The sequence below is a fragment of the Bradyrhizobium sp. 31Argb genome, assembly GCF_043638955.1.
Lineage (GTDB): Bacteria > Pseudomonadota > Alphaproteobacteria > Rhizobiales > Xanthobacteraceae > Bradyrhizobium.
On record NZ_JBEGDB010000200.1, the window covers coordinates 1 to 14,517 of the forward strand.

At 60.8% G+C, this 14,517-nt stretch carries 16 protein-coding genes; 6 read left to right on the top strand and 10 right to left on the bottom strand.

Annotation, left to right across the window (positions count from 1 at the left end; genetic code table 11):
• The first annotated feature begins 423 nt into the window (after nucleotides 1-423).
• From AAFX91_RS29335 to AAFX91_RS29345, 3 genes are all read left to right on the top strand, one after another.
• Nucleotides 424-714, top strand: coding sequence for a hypothetical protein (locus AAFX91_RS29335; RefSeq protein WP_282531600.1), 291 nt, complete (start codon nucleotides 424-426; stop codon nucleotides 712-714).
• Between the two features lie 101 nt (nucleotides 715-815).
• Nucleotides 816-1,049 carry a hypothetical protein gene (locus AAFX91_RS29340; RefSeq protein ID WP_130580607.1) on the top strand — a complete coding sequence of 78 codons (234 nt, stop codon included), beginning with the start codon at nucleotides 816-818 and terminating at the stop codon, nucleotides 1,047-1,049.
• A 198-nt stretch (nucleotides 1,050-1,247) separates the two neighbouring features.
• Nucleotides 1,248-1,499 carry a low affinity iron permease family protein gene (locus AAFX91_RS29345; protein WP_282531601.1) on the top strand — a complete coding sequence of 84 codons (252 nt, stop codon included), beginning with the start codon at nucleotides 1,248-1,250 and terminating at the stop codon, nucleotides 1,497-1,499.
• A gap of 75 nt (nucleotides 1,500-1,574) precedes the next feature.
• On the opposite strand, the gene AAFX91_RS29350 is transcribed toward AAFX91_RS29345, so the two are convergent.
• The 9 genes from AAFX91_RS29350 to AAFX91_RS29390 form a co-directional block, all read right to left on the bottom strand.
• Nucleotides 1,575-2,762, bottom strand: coding sequence for a 6-phosphofructokinase (locus AAFX91_RS29350; RefSeq protein WP_394568952.1), 1,188 nt, complete (start codon nucleotides 2,760-2,762; stop codon nucleotides 1,575-1,577).
• Nucleotides 2,763-2,800: 38 nt separating this feature from the next.
• Nucleotides 2,801-3,952: a fructose-1,6-bisphosphatase gene (locus AAFX91_RS29355; RefSeq protein WP_394568953.1), complete on the bottom strand. Its 1,152-nt coding sequence runs from the start codon at nucleotides 3,950-3,952 to the stop codon at nucleotides 2,801-2,803.
• Between the two features lie 755 nt (nucleotides 3,953-4,707).
• Entirely contained in the window at nucleotides 4,708-4,974 is a 267-nt protein-coding gene (locus tag AAFX91_RS29360; protein WP_394568954.1) for a DUF6894 family protein, read from the bottom strand.
• A gap of 42 nt (nucleotides 4,975-5,016) precedes the next feature.
• Nucleotides 5,017-5,727, bottom strand: a complete 711-nt coding sequence (locus AAFX91_RS29365; protein WP_282531604.1) for a Crp/Fnr family transcriptional regulator — start codon at nucleotides 5,725-5,727, stop codon at nucleotides 5,017-5,019.
• 206 nt (nucleotides 5,728-5,933) lie between these two features.
• Entirely contained in the window at nucleotides 5,934-6,101 is a 168-nt protein-coding gene (locus tag AAFX91_RS29370; RefSeq protein ID WP_155255580.1) for a hypothetical protein, read from the bottom strand.
• A 330-nt stretch (nucleotides 6,102-6,431) separates the two neighbouring features.
• Entirely contained in the window at nucleotides 6,432-6,770 is a 339-nt protein-coding gene (locus AAFX91_RS29375) for a hypothetical protein (RefSeq protein ID WP_282531605.1), read from the bottom strand.
• 172 nt (nucleotides 6,771-6,942) lie between these two features.
• Nucleotides 6,943-7,716, bottom strand: coding sequence for a class I SAM-dependent methyltransferase (locus AAFX91_RS29380; RefSeq protein WP_282531606.1), 774 nt, complete (start codon nucleotides 7,714-7,716; stop codon nucleotides 6,943-6,945).
• Between the two features lie 246 nt (nucleotides 7,717-7,962).
• The gene (locus tag AAFX91_RS29385) at nucleotides 7,963-10,461 is read right to left on the bottom strand and encodes an arylsulfatase (RefSeq protein ID WP_394568955.1); all 2,499 of its coding nucleotides are present in this window, start codon (nucleotides 10,459-10,461) and stop codon (nucleotides 7,963-7,965) included.
• A gap of 414 nt (nucleotides 10,462-10,875) precedes the next feature.
• Entirely contained in the window at nucleotides 10,876-11,235 is a 360-nt protein-coding gene (locus tag AAFX91_RS29390) for a hypothetical protein (RefSeq protein WP_394568956.1), read from the bottom strand.
• Between the two features lie 140 nt (nucleotides 11,236-11,375).
• Between AAFX91_RS29390 and AAFX91_RS29395 the strand changes: the two genes are divergently transcribed.
• Together AAFX91_RS29395 and AAFX91_RS29400 are read left to right on the top strand one after the other, a co-directional pair.
• On the top strand, nucleotides 11,376-11,810 hold the full coding sequence (locus AAFX91_RS29395) for a bleomycin resistance protein (protein WP_394568957.1): 435 nt from the start codon (nucleotides 11,376-11,378) through the stop codon (nucleotides 11,808-11,810).
• A gap of 30 nt (nucleotides 11,811-11,840) precedes the next feature.
• Complete coding sequence (locus tag AAFX91_RS29400) at nucleotides 11,841-12,530, top strand: DUF4336 domain-containing protein (protein ID WP_394568958.1); 690 nt, start codon at nucleotides 11,841-11,843, stop codon at nucleotides 12,528-12,530.
• Nucleotides 12,531-12,914: 384 nt separating this feature from the next.
• On the opposite strand, the gene AAFX91_RS29405 is transcribed toward AAFX91_RS29400, so the two are convergent.
• A complete protein-coding gene (locus AAFX91_RS29405; RefSeq protein WP_394568959.1) occupies nucleotides 12,915-13,184 on the bottom strand; it encodes a hypothetical protein in 270 nt (89 codons plus the stop codon).
• Between the two features lie 242 nt (nucleotides 13,185-13,426).
• Between AAFX91_RS29405 and AAFX91_RS29410 the strand changes: the two genes are divergently transcribed.
• Nucleotides 13,427-14,517: hydantoinase/carbamoylase family amidase (locus AAFX91_RS29410; RefSeq protein ID WP_394568960.1), on the top strand; the 1,091-nt coding region annotated here is incomplete at its 3' end.

Here is a 14,517-nt window from a genome sequence, read left to right on the forward strand (position 1 = left end):
ATAGAAAGGGATCAGGAGCGGTCAGTTTCCAACTAACAAACCGGTTCAAGCGGTCCCGCTCCGCGGGTCCATTTCACTGCCCCACGAGGAGACAAGATCGAGGTCGTTGCTGAGCCACCCGGAAGTCAGCAGCTTTTCGTCTGTCCGGCGTGCTCGCATAGGCAGTGGCGTTTTCTGCACGAACTCGTCTATGTCCGCTTGACGAGAGTGCGCAGGCGCAAGCGTCCGCGGAACCAAGTCAGTTAGCAAACGTCTAAATGACGGACGAGGAGCGCGACGTCTGGCTGCGCGCGCCCTGGGACGAAGCAAATCGCTCAAGCGTACTTCAGCTTTAGCTCGTGATGCGCGAAGATTCCGCAAGCTGTGGTGGAGGACTTTCGTCAACGACCACTAGGACCGGAAGATTTTTTTGGGAGACCATCCATGACCGAGGAGCCACTCACGGTAGACCCAGGCAATATTCCAGAAGCGCTTTGCATAGGAAAAATCAACCTCTCGTCGGGGCCTGGGTCACTCATGACACTCACATTTACAAACGTTCGGCCAAAGGCAGGTCCGCTATTCGATTCGAATAAGATTGAGCATGAAAGCATCGTTCGCGCTCGCATTGTTACGACGTTGGACAATTTGATTGCATTGCGGGATCTATTGAACAGTTCGATACAGCAAACGCCAGCTCCTTCCGCCAGCAGCGGGGCCGTCAAGGTCCATTGATGTGTTGTTGGCAGGACGGATTTTCGGAACATCAAGGATGGAGGCGAGTTTAAATACGGCCGTAATCTAGGCGGAGGCCCGAGACAAAGAAGGGCCGAACCATGACAACGTTCCGAACCGATCAAGTTGACGACAATAGGGTGAACATCAAGCGCGCCCCGAACATGCTGGCTGGGTCGATCGCCCGGGTCGACGATCACTGGCACGTCGAGATCGTGTGGGGCGGCCCTGGCGGCGCCATCACCTACGAGGCACCATCACTGCCCCGCGCGTTGGCGTTCATGGACGGGGTCGACGCGGCATTCGAGCGGGTGATAATGCTCGGTGAGCGCTAAAGCCGCAGGCCGACAGAGCATATGGCAGCCAAGGCGCCAGAAGTGCCGGCTCACAGCGCGTTATTCGCGGCGGAGAGTTGAGGTGGAACGCGCAACTTCCAGCCAAGTTCTCCAGGATGGCCTTTAAGAAGATTCGAGCGTGGCTGACGCAGCTCGGCGTGCTAACCGCGCGCCCCCGCGGCGTTTGCGCTTTTCGCCATGTACGGCATCGCCTGGATTGCCTTAGGCAACGGTTTGGAGTGGCACTCCCTAGCCACGCTCGCGACCTGGGGCATGACGTTGGTAATTCAGCGCGCCGAACACCGAGACACCGAGGCCATTCACGCCAAATTGGACGAGCTTCTTAAAGCAAGCCGCCGGGCGAGCAATGAGCTAATGGACATCGACGACAAGGATGCGGAGGAAGTCGAGCGGGAACGCGAGGAGGTTCGCGCTGAGAAGTCGGGATAGCTCAATCTGCGGGAGCCCAACACGGCGCGTCGAAACCCTGGATACCGTGTTCTCGCGCATTCTCTGCCTGCCATCCTAAAACGCGCGGTTGAGAAAGATCGGCAGCCCCCGCTTGTTGGAATAGAGAGGACGGTAGCGCTCCGTGTTGTATGTGCTGGCGACGTCCAGCTTGCGCGGTCCGAGCCTGGCGTCAGGGATGGGCACGAGGTCATAGCGGCCCTCGACCAGCGCCGACATCAGGCCGGTCTTGCCTTCCAGGATGGCATCGTAGGCCATGTTTCCAAAAGTCAGGGCGACCAGCTTGTCGATGAAGTCGGGATCGCCCGATCGCAGGTCGTAGGTGAGATCAGAGACGATGGTCTCCTCGCCGGCGCGCCGCTTTATCTCGTCGGCAAGCGCTTCGGCCACGCTCGCCTTCTTGCGGTGACCGTAGGCATCGGGCTCGCCGTATTCCGGCGCTTTGTAGCCCTCCCATTCGGCGCCTTCGCTCAACACGATCAGCGCATAGTTGCTTGGGTTGCCGCGCTTGTCCTCGAGCAGCAACTGGATCAGCTTGTCGAGATTGACCTTGTACTCCGGTATCGCGCATCGGATCGAGGTCGCGTATGCGGTATAGAGTGCTGTAAAGCCGGCATCGCGGCCAAAGATGCGGAAAATGCCAACGCGCTCGTGCGAGCCGACTGTGGTGCGCTGCCGCTGGATCGCATCGCTGGCGCGGGTGATCGCCGTCGAGAAGCCGATGCAGTACTCGGTGTTGCGGACGTCGTTGTCCATCGTCTTCGGGATGGCGATGATCTTGACGCCGAGTCCGTTCAGCTTGTCCGCATAGCTGAGCGTGTCGTCGCCGCCGATGGCGATCAAATGTTCGATTCCGAGCCCCGACAGGTTCGCCAATACCTGGCCGGTGAGGTCCCAGGTCTTGGTTGCGACCCCGCCCTTGGTGATCTCCGAGACTGGAAGGTCCTTGCCGACGAGATGATCGGGCAGCTTTTTCATTTTGGAGGGATTGGTGCGGCTCGAGTGCAGCACGGTGCCGCCGCGTCGGTCGATGATGCGCGTGTTTTCACGGTTGAGCGGAATGAGGTAGTGCGATTTGCTGGCGGGGTCGTCGAGGTTCAGGTGCGTGAGGGCCTCCCAACCGCGGCGGAGACCGACGACTTCGATGTCGTCCTCGCTGCCGCGATAGGTCACAGTCTTGATGATTGCGTTGAGGCCGGGAACGTCGCCACCGCCCGTGAGAACGCCGATGCGCTTTTTCGCCACGCTCGCCTCCTTCCACTGCTGCCGGCCTGCAGCGTTCCCTACTCGGCCGCTTCCGGCTTACGCTCCTCGCGCAGCCGAAAACGCTTCAGCAATGCGGACACGGTATCGCGGAAGCCGCCATACTCCAACTCGGAATAGGGCAGCATCGCAGCGCCGGACCAGCCTTGGCTGCGCATCTCGATTGCCTTGCGTTGTGCGCTGCGGCGCACCTCGTCCCACGCCGGATTGTCGAAGAAATCGGTGTAGGACTCTGAAAAGCGGCCCTCCTTGTCGATCGAAAAGCCGGCGCAGGAAACGATCGGCAGGCAGTACATGCCAGTCACCGGTGTATTAAGCGGCACGGGCATGAGCGGCATCACATGCGAGCCGCGCGCATCGCCACCCACGAAGTGTGCCTTGGCGAAGGGAGAGACGATTTCCTCAGGCGCCGGGAAAATTCCCTGGTTCCTGATGATCGCGACCGGATCATCCTTGCCGGTGTACTTGCCTGCGATCGCGTGAAGTCGCTGCGCCGACACTGCGGCGGCGACCTCGCTATGTGTTTGAGAAACGATGCGATCAATGCCAAAGCGCTCGTTGTCGCGCAGCAGCGCGGCAATGTGGTAGTTGTCCGCGGGCGCGTTGAGTTCGATCACGCTGTCGCCGGCTGTGTTGTCCATGTCGATGATATGGAAACGGAATCCCTTGATCATCTGGGGCAGCATCAGCCCCGCGCAATACATTGGATCAGCAAAGGCAAGGTAGAGCGGCAGGTTGTAGGCGCCGGGGCCGCATTTGTCGGCGGCGAACACCATGAATGACTCCGCGGGTCTCGGACCCGAGAGGCTGTGGTCGAAGCTGAGCTCGGCGACGCCCGGGCCGGCACCGCGAATGTTTCCGGAAGGTGCGTCCGCGAGAAGATCCTGGCCGGCGCCGTAGAGACCGGACGTCTTCGCAACCGAAGTGGCGGCGAGAAACGCCTTCCAGGCGAGTTGATGGACCTCGGAGCTCCCCTCGCCCCGTGTGTGCGTCATGATGATCGCGATGTCGTCGCCGGTGTGGCAGATGAAGGCGTCGATCAAAACGCCATTGCAGATCGCCTTGGCGACCTCGCCCTCGACCGTTGCGATCATGCGTGAAGACGGTTTCGTATGCCCGCCTACGGACCCAATGTCAGCCTTGATGACCGAAAGAGTAAGTCTCATGAGCATCCCTCCCAACAGCACAGCACAGCTCAGCGCCTCGGCCACGACGCTTGCTGCGCCGGGGCGACGGCGCTGCTCATCCGCGGAAACAAACGTCTAATGTTGCGATTAGGTTCCAGCGGGAGGTGTAACTGCAGCGCGCTGCACGGCAACGATGACACGCACCGTCACGCTGAGCATCCTGCCAACTCTGGCGCATTGGCTCAAGGATCGATCGCCGCTCGATATGTTGCGTCGGAAGCGCGGATGGAGGCATGTCCCCTCCGCAACAATCTCACACATCGCCATCTCGCAAGCTCAGCACACCAAGGCTTCGCTGGCGAACCGCCGCGTAGTCCTGGGGATCAATGAGCCTTTCGTCTGCCGCGAGAGGGGGCGTGCCGTTCGACCGAGGCGCGGACCTCGCGTGTGCGGCGCGTTGCTGCCAACTCCGCATCCGCGACACGTTTGCGAAGCGCAAACAGGGCCGTCACTTCGCGCTGAAGATCGAACAAGCTGGTTGTGTTGAGATAAAAATGTGCCTCCGACATAAGAGGCCCGCATGGTCGTCGCATTGGCTACGCCTCCGCTGCGAAATGCTCCTGCTTTTCCCATGAGGCAGGGCCATTTGCAAATAACCCATGTGATTCCAGATTTCCGGAGATCGCATCCTTTAAGCGCGTATCGTACGGCGCGCAGAACGCCCGGTGTGTGCACTTTTGAACACAAGCGATACGGGAGTGAGTTGGCTTGCCGCAATCGAGGGCACGCTCAACTTGGTTCTACAGCGTTTTCGAGCGCGTCATTGTTGTGGCGGGACCGCTGCCACGCCGGATCCGCAAGTCTTCAGTCGTGAGGCTGATACGGAAAATCGTCGTGCCGTCTTCGACGACGTCCAGCGACCAGCTTTCACCCGGTTGCAGCGATCCCTCGATATCGCGCACCAGTCGCAGGGCTTCCGCCCAGGCGGTTTCAGCATCCGGCAGTTCCATGCCCTCCCGGTCATGGAAGGGCCTGAGCCCGGCAATGTGAAACTGATAGATATGCATTTTGCGCCAACGCGAGGCAGCTCCCTCTCGTTCCGCAAAGCTTCATTGCTGATGCAGGTAGGTATCGTTGAACCCTCCGATCTCCACGAGCTTCTCGATGTCGCTCAGCTTCACCATGTTCTTCTGAATGTCGAGCACGCCCTCGGCACGAAAGGACTGGAGCACCCGGTTGACATGTACCGCGCTTAGCCCCAGCGCCTCCGCCAGCCTCGACTGGGTGATCGGAAATTCGAACTCGTCATCGGCGGCCAGCCCCATTGCGGTCAGCCGCTGGCGGAGTTCGGCAATGAGATGGGCCATGCGTCCCGCGGCCGTCCGCGTGCCCAGGCTCACGATCCACTCCCTGAAGACAGCCGCGTCCACCAGCGTTTCACGCCAGAGCGCCTGCGCGATCGATGGCCGCACTTCGACGAGCTGATGGATGGAACGATGCTCGATGAAGCCGATCCGAGCGCGCGACAGCGTCACCAGATCGTGGTCCATTCGGTCAAGGAAAAGACCCTGCAGGTCCGGCATGTCGCCTGCGGGGTGGAACGACAGGATCTGTCGCTTGCCGTTCTCCGCCACCTTGGCGCGATAGGCAAAGCCACTCAGGATCACGCAGCAATGCGTCGCGTGTTCGCCTTCGCGAACGACGACCGTTTCTTCCGGAAATTCCTTGACCTGAACACGCAAGGAGCGGAGCGCGGAAACATCATCGTCGCTCAATTTGGAATTGACCCGCAGCCTGCGGATCATCATTTCGCTGGGCATTTGTCCAAACCAAAGGCAGGTGCAATTGCAATAACGCGCGAGAGCTGTCGCCCTTTTGCCGCTCAGCGGTAAGACGAAAACCCTACCCCTCCTCGCCGGGGTTAGCTAGTCATTGTTCCCGACCTGCAGGGATTCGGTTGCGCTGCCGCGAATCCGCGCGCTATACTTGCCGTTTCAAGGGCTGAGGCTGCGAGGCGAGCGATCACCTAATGATCGGCCGATTCCTCGTTGCGGACAGGCTGGTGCTCGACGGCCAGTGTTCGGTAATGCGCAGCCATCTCGCGGTAATGCGCCCGCGAGATCGGATCCTTCGCCTCCTCGGCGCGCCGCTCGAACATTTCCGCTCGCTTCCGAAGTTCCATAGCGTCGGCCATCGATCCTCCGCCATTCGCCTCATTGGACCTGATCGAAATATGGTCGCGACGTGCGGCCAATACCAGAGAGACAAGGATTACAGTCGGTTCACAATTAGCGCGATTTGCTTGCCTGAGGCTGCGGCGTGCCGCCGCGACCTGCGCCCGGAACGGCTCGGTCCGAGCGATCTGAAGCCGCCGTAAGCAGCACCTGTCCATAATTCTCGTAGAGGGGAACACCGGGCTGGTAGAGCCGCCCGGCAGGCGCTGCCGGCGGCGGCGCACCACCGGACGGCGATGCAGGCGGATTGATGAGACTTGAACGCAGATACCGGTCGCCATCCGTCGGCATTAGCGACTGGCGACGCGCGATCCGTCAGGCCGCTCTGCGGTCTCCTGCGGCTTGATGCAGCCTTTGCAGATCACGAGCTTGCTGGCGAGCTTGCGATCGGCATCTTCGTCAGAAACCTGCTCCCGCTCATCCGCGGATGGCTCGGTCGCCTGAGCCACCTTCGCTGAGTGTCTGGGCGTTCGCCGCGGCGCGTTCGGATCCTCTCCCGCCCCGTCCCAGGCAAACGTTCTCGGCCCGGTCGAAGCCGTATTCGTCACGCCATATTGCGCGCAGGCACCAAGCGCGAGCGGAAGAAGCAGGATGACGATCCGGCAGGCCGGGTTCCGAACATGACGCATGGCGATACTCTGATACAACTGATGCTGTGAGCTAAGTGCAGAATGGCTAACAAATCGTTTTAGCTAGATGCCCATTGATCAGAGCGAAAAGATGGCCGAAGCGGCGATGGAGATCGCGAGAAGGAAGAATGCGTAAGTCAGTGGGGAGCAGCTTTTGAGTCCCCTGCTCTTCCTACCGACGGCGCACGATCTCCGCAGTCGAAACAACGAACTCGGTCAGCACACCGTCCCGGCTCATCGGCATCAAGCGCACCTCGACATCGCGCAGCATCGGCTCGACCTTCTCGCCCAAGACGGCCGGCGAGGAAGACGAGAAGGTCAACATGCGTTGCGCCAGGTCAGCCACGCTGGTTTCCTTCACGCTCTCGACCCGGATCATCTCAGCGGCCTGAAATGCGGTGCCTTGCAGCAGGGAGGAAAGCTCGCGATGCACGCGCCTCCCCGAACGTGACTCGGACCATAGTTCTTTGTCCGACCAGGTACGCCGCGCTGCGGTGTATTCCTCAAGCCACGCATTGCGCCCGTCGGGCGCGGAGGCGGACGCGCATATGGCGACGACGCCACCCGGCGCCACCAGCCGTTCGAACAGCGGGCCCAAGGTGCTCTCGTCCAGCCAGTGGAGCGCTCGTCCGATGGTAACGAGATCGAAGCGCCCGATGCTTTCCGGCAAGTCCTCCGCCCTGCTCTCGACCAGCGTCACCTCCCGTCCGGCCTGCTTGGCCGCCTGCCGTGCGGCCGCCAGCATGTTCGGCTCGGGATCGACGGCGACAATGCGTCCGACATAGTCCGCAAAGCCGAGCGCGAGCAGGCCGGGCCCGGTGCCGAGATCGATCAGCGCATGCTGCTTCGTGAGCGCCAGGCGCTGGGCGACCTCACGGAAGAACGTGGGCGGATAAGGCGGCCGGAATTGCTCATAGAGGTCAACTGTCGTTGCAAAACGTCCCATTCCGCACGCCCAATCATCGAGGTCATCGAAGTGTGTACAGCGAAAGTAACCCGCTGCACCGGCGCGTCACCTTAAATCTGGATCACATTTTTACGCGCACCCCGTTGTTGCCCGAAGCGTTCTGGCGTGGCCGCCTACCCTTCCGGAATGGCTGCTTTGGCCATGAGCCGACAGCGGCGATGGGTCGCTCTCAGGTTCTTCGGGAGGCGGGCATCGAGGAGCTCGATTCCGCCGCCTCTTGATCGATCAGTGAACGGCCGTCATGGCCTTGGCCAATTGCTCGTGAAGTCGGCGTTGTTCGTCGTCGCTAAGCTTCTGCGGTTCGAGCACGACGACAAATCGTTTGAGCGTTCCGGTAAAGCGGAACGGCATCTTGTCGGCATATTCCTCCAGTACCGGCGTTCCCGTGTCTTGACCGACGTCGAAGGTTTCATCGAGCGAGAACCGACAAGGCAGGGTTTGTGGAATCCGTCCCTGTGCGACCTGCTTTTCGTCTACCAGCAAGGTGGCTATCGCCCCCTTGCCGATGCCGCCACCTTCGTACTCGAATTTGACGCGGAGGATATGATTGCCAGCCGGGAGCGACTGATCGGATGCCACTTTGAACTTGTGGTCCGGCTGGTTCGAAAGCGCGTAGGCGAAGACGGGCTTGCCGTCCATCGCCAGCAGTGCCCAGCCGCCGAAACGGCCTCCGATCGTGGCCAAGACGCCGTTCGCACCACCCTGCGGGATGGCTACTTCGGCAGCGATCGTCCACGACTTGTTCTTGAAGTCCGGCGCCGATCCCTCCGGGATCCGGATCATCCCCGGAAAGTAGGTGAACTCACTCCGGCCGCGGGTCAGGCTCGGCCGAATTGCCGGATCAACCCGGGATGCGAAGCTGGAGTCGAGCGGATAGACATTGTATTTCCTTGCTTCCGCATCGAACGCATCCTGCAGCTCTTTGAGCTTCGCGGGGGACTTTGCCGCCAGATCGTTCGACTGGCTGAAGTCTTCACTGATGTTGTAAAGCTCCCATTTGAAGTCATCGGGGTTGGGCTCGTATCCGCTGGTCACCCAGGGCAGGCGAAGCGGCGTCGTGCTCGCCATCCAGCCATCCCTGTAGATGGCCCGGTTCCCCAACATCTCGAAATATTGGGTGGTGTGTTGTGTCGGCGCCGTGGCGCTGTCGAAGGTGTAGACGAGGCTAGTGCCATCCAGTGGCTTCTGCTTCACACCGTCCATGATATCCGGAGGCGTGACCTTCGCGGCCTCATAGATGGTCGGCACGATATCGATCACGTGACAGAACTGGGTTCGCAAGCCGCCCTTGTCCTTGATGCGTGCCGGCCACGATATCACCATGCCGTTGCGGGTGCCGCCGAAGTGCGATGCGATCTGCTTCGTCCATTGCATCGGGGTGTCCATCGCGTGCGCCCAACCGACCGGATAGTGGTTGTAGGTCAGCGGGCCGCCCAGCTCGTCGATCATCGAGAGCAGAAACGGGAGGCTCTCCGTCACGCCATTGGCGGCGGTAGCGACCTCGTTGGTCGTGCCCTGCAGGCTGCCCTCGGCACTCGCGCCATTATCACCCATCATGAAAACGACGAGCGTGTTATCCATCTGGCCTGATTGTTCGACAGCGTCGAGCAGACGACCGATGTTGTAGTCAGCGTGTGACAAGGCGCCCGCGTACACTTCCATCATCCGCGCATACAGGCGCTTCTGGTCCGCCGACAAGGAATCCCACGCTGGGATCTGTTCCGGGCGGGCGGTCAGCTTGGTATTGGGCGGCACAACTCCCAGCTTGATCTGCCTGGCGAGCGTCTCCTCGCGCAGCCTGTCCCACCCCTGATCGAACTGCCCCTTGTATTTCGCGATCCAGTCTTTCGGCGCGTGATGTGGTGCATGCGCAGTGCCGGTCGCGTAGTAGAGCAGCCACGGCTTGTTGGGCGCGAGCGCGTGCTGCATCCGCATCCAGGCAATCGCCTTGTCGGCGAGATCGCGATCCAGGATATAAGCAGGGTCGCCCAAATAGGGCTCGATTGGCGTCGTATTCTCGTAGAGTGCCGGGTGCCATTGGTCGCTATCACCGCCAATGAACCCATAGAAATACTCAAAGCCCAGGCCATTCGGCCACAGATCGAACGGGCCTGCCTGACTGGACATCCAGTCCGGCACATTGTGCATCTTGCCGAACCATGACGTGTTGTAGCCATTCTCCTTGAGAACGGCCCCCACGGAGCCCGCGCTCTTTGGCACCAGCGAATTGTAGCCGGGATAACCGGTCGCGAACTCGGTGATGACCCCGCTCGCCACCGAATGATGGTTGCGTCCGGTGATCAGTGCTGCCCTGGTGGGAGAACACAGCGCGGTGGTGTGATAGCTGTTGTAGCGAAGCCCGCTGTCCGCGAGCCGCTGAAAGTTGGGGGTCTGGATGGGCCCTCCAAACGTGCTGGTCGCGCCGAAGCCCACATCGTCAGTCAAGATCAGGAGGACGTTCGGTGCCCCCGCCGGGGCCTCGACCCCTTTTGGAAAGTCGGAGACCGAACCCTTCACTGTGCGCTCGATCTTCCCCGAGAAGGGCGGCTCCGGCCTCGGCAGTACCGTGTCTGTCGCGGCAGATGCCGTGCGCGGAAGCGCAGTCGACGTGATCACTGATGCAGCAAGGAGTGAGGTGGAGCCGAGCAGACGGCGTCGACTGATCTCGATCCTTTTCGCGGGGGAAGAACGATTGGACTTGTTGCCTTGTTCGTCGTCGCGCATGGTTGCCTCCTACGATACCGGCATGTCTCCGAAGTTGCGGACATCCATCGTCTCTGGCGACATCTGTCTCCGTGCGATCTGTTACTTGCTGGTCATCGGGCAGTATGTTGGGTGAATGGCAACACCCGTTGGAACTCGGGCCCATTGCGGCTGCTCCCCGACCAACATCCCATTCGCGGCTGGGACAGCGCCAAAGGTCCGCTTGGAGTCCAAAATCGCGGATGCGACACAGCTCTTCTTGATCTAAATCAATCGATTTGTGCCTTGGGTCAGCTCACACCCTAGCCTTTCTCCTCCGTGAGCAGATAGGACCGGAATGCTCCGGGAGCCTCGCCTCGTAAAGGAAGCTTCGGAACATGAGCGACCGCTGTCGGCAAAGGGATGTACGCGTGCGGTCTTTGAGCAACGGGCTAATCAGCCGCAATTCCAGATCGGCCCGATCGGCGTCCGCGTCCAGCAAGGACCGAAGCTGCCGCCATTGTAGCGACCGCCGTAGAATCCAGGCCGGCCGAAATAATGCCAGTCGCCATCCCACCCGTAATATCTTGGCACTGGATCGATGTACCAATGGCGCCGGTCGCGGCGCGCCATGCGCGAAGCCAAAGTTTTCTGCTTGTAAAGTGGAAGGCTGTTGTTCGGTGGCTGCTGATAGCCCGGAAGGAAGCCGTAGCCGTGCCAGCGTGGCGGCGCTCGTTTATGAACCGGCTCAGCCGGCGCTACGACCGGCAGCAGTGACAGGACGACGGCAATCGACAGACACATCAGGCGCGACATGAGCACAACATAGACGTCCGGCTGCTCGGAAGCGACTCAAATCCGAGTGCATGGTTGCTCCCGACTTTCTCTCATCGATTCGATACGGTAAATCGACCCGTCATATTTTCAGGGGTTCAAATTCTGAGGACGGGTGAGCCATGGGAATACCAGCAGACAGATTACCGACTGGCGGCTTTGCTCGCCTCGTCCCCGAGCTGGACGTGTTTGACCTGGAAACGAGCAAGAAATTCTGGTGCAAGATACTTGGTTTCCAGATTGCCTATCAGCGCCCCGAAAATCGCTTCATGTACCTCGAGCTGCAAGGAGCTCAGGTCATGCTGAAGCAGCAAAATGGTAACTGGGAAACTGGGGCTCTGGAACGACCGTTGGGACGCGGGATCAACTTTCAGATCTTCGTCGACTCCGTCGCACCTCTTCTCGATGCACTGAAGCATGAGAAATGGCCCCTCTTCAGAGAGTGTCATGACGCCTGGTATCGGATTGCAGGAGGGGAGCGCGGCAACAGGCAATTCCTGGTGCAAGACCCTGACGGTTACCTCCTGCGTTTCGCACAGGATTTGGGAAAGAGGTAATCTCCTCGAACGGCACCAGTTGGATCGGCTATGTTGAAGGAATTCGCTTACGAGATCTGGACTGCGGATGGACCCGACGTAGCAGTAGCCGGATTTCATTATCCCACCCGGATGGCCGTCATCAGACTGTCGGATGGAGGCCTCTTCATCTGGTCGCCGATAGAACTCACCGATAGCCTGCGGGCGGAGGTCGATGCCGCAGGTCCGGTGCGGCACATCATTGCTCCCAATTCACTTCATCACCTGTTCCTTCCACACTGGAAGCGCGCCTACCCTGGCGCCAAACTCTACGCCCCGCCGGGATTGCGCAGGAAACGCGAGGACATTGCCTTTGACGCTGATCTCGGAAGTGTGCCGAGCCCGGATTGGATCGAGGAGATCGATCAGGTCCTGATGCAGTGCAACCTGATCACGACGGAGGTGGTGTTTTTTCACATCAAGAGCGGGACCGTGCTGTTTACTGATCTGCTCCAGCAGATTCCGGCCGACCGCAACTCCGGCTGGCGGGCCATGGTGGCGAAGCTGGACCTCATGGTAGGGCCCGAGCCATCGGTGCCGCGCAAGTTTCGTGTCGCCTTCACCAACCGCCGCGCTGCGCGAAAGTCTCTGGACTACATTCTCGCATGGCCAGCTCAGAAGGTGCTGATGGCCCACGGGACACCGGTGGAAAAGGACGCGCGAGTATACCTGCGCCGTGCGTTTGGGTGGCTGACCGCGTGATTTAGAGCGTCGGAGCCGCGAAGACGCTTACATGCAAATTGCAGGAAGGTTCGCGTGTTAGCTGCGCAATAGGTCGCTTCTGACGACCCCTACAACACTATTCAAAACAGAAGAAAGGTCCCGATCAGGATGCCTGCAGCAAAGGACCAAAGTCCCAAGGTGCAGGCTGAAACAACGCGGACAAGGTTACGAAGCTGCTCCTCGTGCTCCTCCTCTGCTGTCTTAGGGAGATGAGCCGTCATTGGCGCTGTCTTGCCTATGCTTTTGCTCGGCATTGGCAAGATTTACGCCCCCAAATCATGGTGAAGGCGGGGCAATTTGCCCGCCCCAGCGATGCCGATGTTGTGATCAGGCTTGGGGCCGAGCCGCAGCAGAAGCAGCGTTTCAGTGGGTCAGGAAGGTCCGCTTGGGATCATGACAGCCGCCCAATAGATCGTCCGGCACATTGCCGAACGCGCGCAGCACGGTCGTCGTCGATTCCGGATAGCCGACGCGGACGAGCGCGACGGCTCCGGCATGGCCCAGGATCTGCCAAAACCCTTTCGCGCGCTCGATCGCCGCCGCAGGGCTCGCGCATTTGAAAGGCTCGCCGGCGACGAGACCATCGTCGGTCAGGTCGAATGGCATGGCGACAAAGAGAGTGATCTCGCCCACGGCCGTCTCCCCGATTATTTCGCTGCCCGTCTGATGGGGCTGATCGCGCATTGAAAGCAAGTTTGGGTCGTCCTGGCTTGCGCCAAATCAATATGGCTTCGCCAATCCGTCATTTATGCCGTTTGGTCCGCGCAGACCAGAGGTCTGTCCCGACCGAAGGCGTACCCCCGGCAAAGCCCGCTTTCCCTAGCGCGCGGCGTATGCGAGCCTGGACGGAAGAAACCATCAACGGTGCATCCGCCATGCCCGATCCAGACCTGTCTGTCGACGGCGCCCGCGTTCTCGCCGATCTCAATGCGCTCCGCGCCATCGGCGCCTACAAGACCGGCGTGCACAAGCCGACGTTTTCGGAGCCGCATATGCGCTCGATCGAGTGGCTTGCCGCGAAGCTTCCGAAAGCCGGCCTCGCCCCCACGATCGACGGCATCGGCAACGTTCTCGGCACCAGCGCAAAACCTGGCTTGAGGCTCCTGGCCGGCTCGCATCTCGAAAGCCAGAATTTCGCCGGCTGGCTCGATGGACCGCTCGGCGTCGTCTATGCGCTCGAAGCCGCCCGCGTCATCAATCCCGACGCGAGCCTCCGAGGTGCCGTCGAGGTCGCCGCCTGGTGCGACGAGGAAGGACATTTCGGCCATTTCCTTGGCAGCCGTTCCTACGTTGGCGCCGTGACCGAAGCGGAGGTCGATGCCGCGCGCGACCGCAGCAGCGGCCGTCCCATGCGTGAAGCGCTGGCGAGTGTCGGGCTTGCCGGCCGCCCGCGCGTCACCGCCGAACGCGGACGGCACGTCGGATATCTCGAGGCCCATATCGAGCAAGGCCGGACACTCGAAGACAGCGGCCTCAAGATCGGCGTCGTCACCTCCATCGTCGGCATCTGGCAATATCGCATCACGTTCACCGGCGAGCAGAACCACGCCGGCACCACACAGATGGCGATCCGCCGCGATGCTGGCCTTGCGCTCGCCAAATTCTGCGTCGCGATCGACGACAGCTTCCCTGCCCTGTGCGGACCGCGCACGGTATGGACCACCGGCCGCATCACGCTCGACCCCGGCGCGCCCAGCATCATTCCCGGCCGCGCCGAAATGCTGTTCCAGATGCGCGACGACGATCCGGGCGTGATCGAACGCCTGGAGGCGCATTTGCGCCGCATGGCCGCCGAGGTCACGGCGGAAGGCCGCTGCAGCGTCGAGGTCGAGCGCATCCGCACCGGCACGCCGGCGATGATGGATGCCGCGTTCCAGGACGCGATCGAAGCCGCTAGGCCGTGTGGACAGTTACCTTATCCAGAGCAGAGTGGCGGCAATGGCGACGACGGCGAAGTAGTTTCGCG

What these genes read in the sequence shown, in the direction of transcription:
- AAFX91_RS29375 (WP_282531605.1), bottom strand. Translation starts at nt 6,770, where the DNA reads ATGCGTCATGTTCGGAACCCGGCCTGCCGGATCGTCATCCTGCTTCTT.
- AAFX91_RS29370 (WP_155255580.1), bottom strand. Translation starts at nt 6,101, where the DNA reads ATGGCCGACGCTATGGAACTTCGGAAGCGAGCGGAAATGTTCGAGCGG.
- AAFX91_RS29360 (WP_394568954.1), bottom strand. Translation starts at nt 4,974, where the DNA reads ATGCATATCTATCAGTTTCACATTGCCGGGCTCAGGCCCTTCCATGAC.
- AAFX91_RS29385 (WP_394568955.1), bottom strand. Translation starts at nt 10,461, where the DNA reads ATGCGCGACGACGAACAAGGCAACAAGTCCAATCGTTCTTCCCCCGCG.
- AAFX91_RS29395 (WP_394568957.1), top strand. Translation starts at nt 11,376, where the DNA reads ATGGGAATACCAGCAGACAGATTACCGACTGGCGGCTTTGCTCGCCTC.
- AAFX91_RS29340 (WP_130580607.1), top strand. Translation starts at nt 816, where the DNA reads ATGACAACGTTCCGAACCGATCAAGTTGACGACAATAGGGTGAACATC.
- AAFX91_RS29380 (WP_282531606.1), bottom strand. Translation starts at nt 7,716, where the DNA reads ATGGGACGTTTTGCAACGACAGTTGACCTCTATGAGCAATTCCGGCCG.
- AAFX91_RS29400 (WP_394568958.1), top strand. Translation starts at nt 11,841, where the DNA reads ATGTTGAAGGAATTCGCTTACGAGATCTGGACTGCGGATGGACCCGAC.
- AAFX91_RS29390 (WP_394568956.1), bottom strand. Translation starts at nt 11,235, where the DNA reads ATGTCGCGCCTGATGTGTCTGTCGATTGCCGTCGTCCTGTCACTGCTG.
- AAFX91_RS29335 (WP_282531600.1), top strand. Translation starts at nt 424, where the DNA reads ATGACCGAGGAGCCACTCACGGTAGACCCAGGCAATATTCCAGAAGCG.
- AAFX91_RS29345 (WP_282531601.1), top strand. Translation starts at nt 1,248, where the DNA reads ATGTACGGCATCGCCTGGATTGCCTTAGGCAACGGTTTGGAGTGGCAC.
- AAFX91_RS29355 (WP_394568953.1), bottom strand. Translation starts at nt 3,952, where the DNA reads ATGCTCATGAGACTTACTCTTTCGGTCATCAAGGCTGACATTGGGTCC.
- AAFX91_RS29365 (WP_282531604.1), bottom strand. Translation starts at nt 5,727, where the DNA reads ATGCCCAGCGAAATGATGATCCGCAGGCTGCGGGTCAATTCCAAATTG.